General features: G+C 67.0%; 3 protein-coding genes. All 3 read left to right on the top strand.

Annotation, left to right across the window (positions count from 1 at the left end; translation table 11 throughout):
- Positions 1-2,045 (top strand): RNA helicase (locus tag RTN46_RS03810; protein ID WP_312179138.1); only part of this gene is annotated, 2,045 nt, incomplete at its 5' end.
- 84 nt (positions 2,046-2,129) lie between these two features.
- Positions 2,130-3,770: an amidohydrolase gene (locus RTN46_RS03805; RefSeq protein ID WP_312179137.1), complete on the top strand. Its 1,641-nt coding sequence runs from the start codon at positions 2,130-2,132 to the stop codon at positions 3,768-3,770.
- Between the two features lie 444 nt (positions 3,771-4,214).
- Entirely contained in the window at positions 4,215-4,943 is a 729-nt protein-coding gene (locus tag RTN46_RS03800; protein ID WP_312179136.1) for a polyprenol monophosphomannose synthase, read from the top strand.
- Positions 4,944-4,979: the final 36 nt, after the last annotated feature.

Below are 4,979 nucleotides of genomic sequence, written 5' to 3'. Positions count from 1 at the left end.
GGGGCGGCGCCCGTTCCGGGACCGGCAACCGGAACCGGGGCCGCGGCCGCGGCGGAGCGCCCGCCGGCGGCACCCTAACCCGTACACCCCGGGCTTCGCGCCCCCAGGTGATTGCCCAGCTGGACAAGCGGGGCCTCCTGCCGGCCATCACCTTCATTTTCTCGCGCAACGGCTGTGACGGCGCCGTCAGGCAGTGCGTCGACGCCGGCCTGACGCTGACGACCGAGTCTGAACGCGCAGTGATTGCGCGCATGGTGGACGAGGCCAGCCAGGACATTCCCGAGGACGATCTGGAGATCCTGGGTTTCTGGACCTGGCGCGAAGGCCTGGTCCGTGGTTTCGCCGCCCACCACGCCGGCATGCTGCCCACCTTCAAGGAAGTGGTGGAAAAGCTGTTTGCCGCGGGGCTGGTCCGCGCGGTGTTCGCCACCGAAACACTCGCCCTGGGCGTGAACATGCCTGCCCGCTCGGTGGTGCTTGAGAAGCTGGACAAGTTCAACGGCGAAGCCCACGTGGACGTCACGGCAGGGGAGTACACCCAGCTCACTGGACGCGCCGGCCGCCGCGGAATCGACGTCGAAGGCCACGCCGTGGTCCTGTGGCAGCCCGGCACCGATCCGGCTGCCGTAGCCGGTCTCGCCTCCCGGCGGACCTACCCGCTGAACTCGTCTTTCCGGCCGACCTACAACATGAGTATTAATCTGATTGCCCAGTTCGGCCGCAGCCGGGCCCGGGAAATCCTGGAGTCGTCCTTCGCGCAGTTCCAGGCTGACCGGTCGGTCGTGGGACTGGCGCGCCAGGTCCGCTCCCGCGAAGAGTCACTGGCCGGGTATGAAAAGGCCATGACTTGCCACCTCGGTGACTTCAGGGAGTACGCGGCCATGCGCCGGCAGCTCTCCGACTTGGAGCATGCTGCTTCCCGGACGAAGGCCCGCAGCGCACGCAGCGCCGCTGCGGAATCACTGGAGATGCTCCGGCCGGGCGACGTCATCAACGTCCCCGGCGGCCGCAGCCCTGGCTATGCGGTGGTGCTCAACAGCGACACGAACGGCCGCGAAACGCGCCCGGCCATCCTGATGGAGGATAAGCAGATCCGCCGCCTGCACGTGCAGGACCTGCACGGCGCCGTGGACGTGGTTTCACAGATCCGCATCCCCAAGTCATTCAATGTCCGCACCCCCAAGGACCGGCGCGACCTCGCATCCTCGCTGCGCAACGCCCTGCATGAACACCGCCCGCCGCGGCCGGCCGGTGGCCGGGGCGCCTCCCTGCACGCGGCCGGGACCGAAGCCCAGGAGAAAGCCATCACCGACCTGCGGCGGCGGATGCGGGCGCATCCCTGCCATGGCTGCAGCGACCGGGAGGATCACGCCCGGTGGGCTGAGCGCTGGTGGAAACTGCGGCGCGAAACCGACAACCTCAGCTCCCAGATCCGGGGGCGTACCAACACGATCGCCAAGACCTTCGACCGGGTAAGCGGTGTCCTGGAGCATTACGGCTATGTCGCCCCGGATGCGGACGGCGTCCCTTCCGTCACGCCCGCCGGGAACAAGCTGCGCCGGATCTACGGCGAGAAGGACCTGCTGGCGGCCCTCGGGCTCGAACACGGCGCGTTCGACGACGTCGACGCCGTGGAGCTGGCGTGCCTTGCCACGGCCCTGGTCTACCAGCCCAAGCGGGAGGAACGCGGGATCCGCCCGCGGATGCCGAGCGCCGTGCTCGACGGCGCCGTCGATATCCTGATCCGCCAGTGGTCCGAGCTGACGGACCTTGAGGAGGCGGAGAAGCTTCCCCTGACCGGTGAGCCTGAACTCGGACTCGTTTGGCCCATGTATAAGTGGGTCCGAGGCAAGCACCTCCAGGTGGCCCTCAACGGGACCGAACTCGCAGCCGGTGACTTTGTGCGCTGGTCCAAGCAGGTCATCGACCTCGTGGATCAGCTGGCGAAGGTTCCGGACATCCCTGATGCCCTCCGCCGGCGCTGCCGGGAAGCCATCGAGCTGATCCGGCGTGGCGTCGTCGCCTACTCCGCGGTCAGCGAATAACCACGCAGCCTCAAACGCTGCGCTAAACCGGTTCCACCCGCAAGGGCGGCTCCACAGTGCACGAAACGAAGAACAGGTGAGTCCTTGAACGCCACGGCCCCCACAGCCAGTCTGACCCTCTACCGCAACGGTTCCGCTTACAGTTCCGCTGATCCCTTCGCGACAGCCATGCTCGTTGACGGAGGAACCGTCGCCTGGGTCGGTTCGGAGCAGGCAGCAACCTCCATCCAGGACTCCAAGATGCGGGTTGTCGATCTCTCGGGTGCGCTGGTGGCCCCGGGGTTCGTCGACTCCCACGTCCACCTCACCGAAACCGGCCTCGCGGCATCATCGCTGGATCTCTCCGGCGTGCGTTCCCTCGCCGACCTGCTCGATGCCGTCGCTGCGGCCGCCCGGGAGACCGGGGGACTGGTCATCGGCCACGGCTGGGACGAGTCAGGCTGGCCCGAAGGCAGGGTACCCACCGCCGCGGAACTGGACGCTGCCTCCGGCCACCGCCGGGTCTATCTGGCACGCGCGGACGTGCACTGTGCGGTGGTCTCCGGAACGCTGGCCGCCGAACTGCGGCTGGCTGAGCGGGACGGCTGGGATAACGGGTTTGTCATCCGCGACGCCCACAACGCCGCCCGCTCCGCCTCCCGCAGCCTGAACCTTGCCGAGCGGGCACGGTACCAGCGTGCTGCCCTCGACCTCGCCGCCTCCCGCGGGATCGTTGCCGTCGCGGAAATGGCCGCGCCCCACATCGTCCCGCCGGAAGACCTGCGGCAGCTGCTTGGCCTCGAAGGCAGCCTGGGGGATGCTCCGGCCCCGCAGGTGCTCCCGTACTGGGGCCAACTGGTGGGCAGCGAGGCGGAGTTGGACGAGCTGAAGGAAACCTTCGGGGGACTGCTGCTTGGACTGGGCGGTGACCTGAATATCGACGGGTCCATTGGAGCACGGACCGCAGCGCTCCGCTCGCCCTATACCGATGCGCTGGATTCCTCTGGCAGCCTCTTTATCAGCGCGGAGCAAGCAGGCCGGCACCTGGAACTGGCCACGCGGGCCGGCCTGCAGGCAGGTTTCCACGTAATCGGTGACGCGGGGCTCGATGCAGCAATCGGTGCCTTGCGCTCTGCCTCCGTTGCCCTGGGGGAACCGGCCGTGCGCGCCCTCCACCACCGCCTTGAACACGTGGAGCTTACCGACGACGCCGCAATCGCCGACCTGGTGCGCTACGGCGTCACGGCCAGCATGCAGCCTGTCTTCGACGCCGTGTGGGGCGGAGACGACGGCATGTACTCCCAGCGGCTGGGTGCCCGCAGCGGCGGCATGAACCGCTTCGCATCGCTGCTGTCGGCCGGGGTGCCGGTCGTGTTCGGCTCCGATGCCCCCGTTACCGCCCTTGATCCTTGGCGCGCGGTTCAGGCCGCAGTGATGCATTCCAATCCCAACGAACGAGTCTCTGCCAGGGCCGCGTTCATTGCACACACGCGCGCCGGATGGCGCGCAGCGGGGACGGGCAACCCCATGCTGGGGCAGCTGGCGCCCGGCACACCGGCGTCGTTCGCCGTCTGGGAAGCCGACGAGCTGATGGTCCAGACCCCTGATGCCTCCGTAGCGTCCTGGAGCACGGATCCGCGCGCCGGAACACCGCTGCTGCCCGCCCTGGATACCGGGACACTTCCGCGGTGCCTGCAGACCGTGCATCAGGGCACCGAGCTCTACCGGGCACCGGATTTCAGTTAGGGACCCGAAAAATATTCTTCCAGGGCTTTTGCGGCAAATGTGCCTCTGACCTGCAGGGATACCATGCGCCCTAGTCAGCAGCGTGTTGACACTTTTCGCTCAGCACGTAGTCTAGGGGGACCGTAGCCCGTTCCGGCCAAAGCCGGTATTGGGCTGCCACGGCCCGAGCACGCGTGCGTGGGGGGTTGATGGGCCTTCCGCCCATTTGGTGCGGGGCCATCAGTTGCAACACATTGGGGTGGGTTCATCCGTCAGTAGAAAACAGGTCCGGATTCCCCGGGACTGGCCCGAAGACGGCGGAACCCGCCCCTCTGCATGTCCGGCCGTATGCCGACACCGGAGCCGGGCGTCACACGTGGTCACATATACTGGTAATTCTGCCGTCCAAGCAGAACCCTCCGGGCCGCGATCAGCGCGGCTCGTGTTCGTTGAAAGGCCCTTTGCGTGCGCGTCCTGACCATCATCCCCACTTATAACGAGATCGAGTCGCTGCCCAAGACCCTCCAGCGGCTACGGACTGCAGTCCCGGACTCCGATGTGCTGATTGCGGACGACAACAGCCCGGACGGCACCGGTGCCTATGCCGACGAGCAGGCGGCCCGCGATCCCCAGGTCCACGTGCTGCACCGCAAGGGCAAAGAGGGACTCGGGGCGGCCTACATCGCCGGATTCCGCTGGGGCCTGGAGAACGGCTACGACATCCTCGTGGAAATGGACGCTGACGGTTCGCATAAACCGGAACAGCTGCCGCTGCTGCTTGAGGCCTCGAAGGCCGGCGCAGACCTGGTTATCGGGTCCCGCTGGGTACCGGGCGGCTCCGTCGTCAACTGGCCGCTTCACCGCAAGCTGCTCTCCCGGGCGGGAAGTACTTACTCCCGGCTGATGCTCGGAATCCGCGTCCGCGACATCACCGCCGGGTACCGTGCCTTCCGCCGCACCACGCTGGAGAAGCTTGACCTCTCAGCCGTTGAATCCGTCGGTTACGGCTTCCAGGTCGATATGACCTTCCGCGTTGCACGGCTCGGCCTGACGATCAAGGAAGTTCCTATCACTTTCCTAGAGCGCGAGTTCGGTGCTTCGAAGATGAGCGGAAACATTGTCTTCGAGGCGATCAGCAACGTCACCAAGTGGGGCCTGACCGCCCGGTGGCAGAAGCTGACGGGCCGCGGCTAACACCCAGGACGGCAAAAAGGGCCGGCTGCCTACTAA

The sequence above is a fragment of the Arthrobacter sp. genome (genome assembly GCF_031988865.1).
Taxonomy (GTDB): Bacteria; Actinomycetota; Actinomycetes; order Actinomycetales; family Micrococcaceae; genus Arthrobacter_B.
This window is presented reverse-complemented; position numbering and strand designations above follow the sequence as displayed.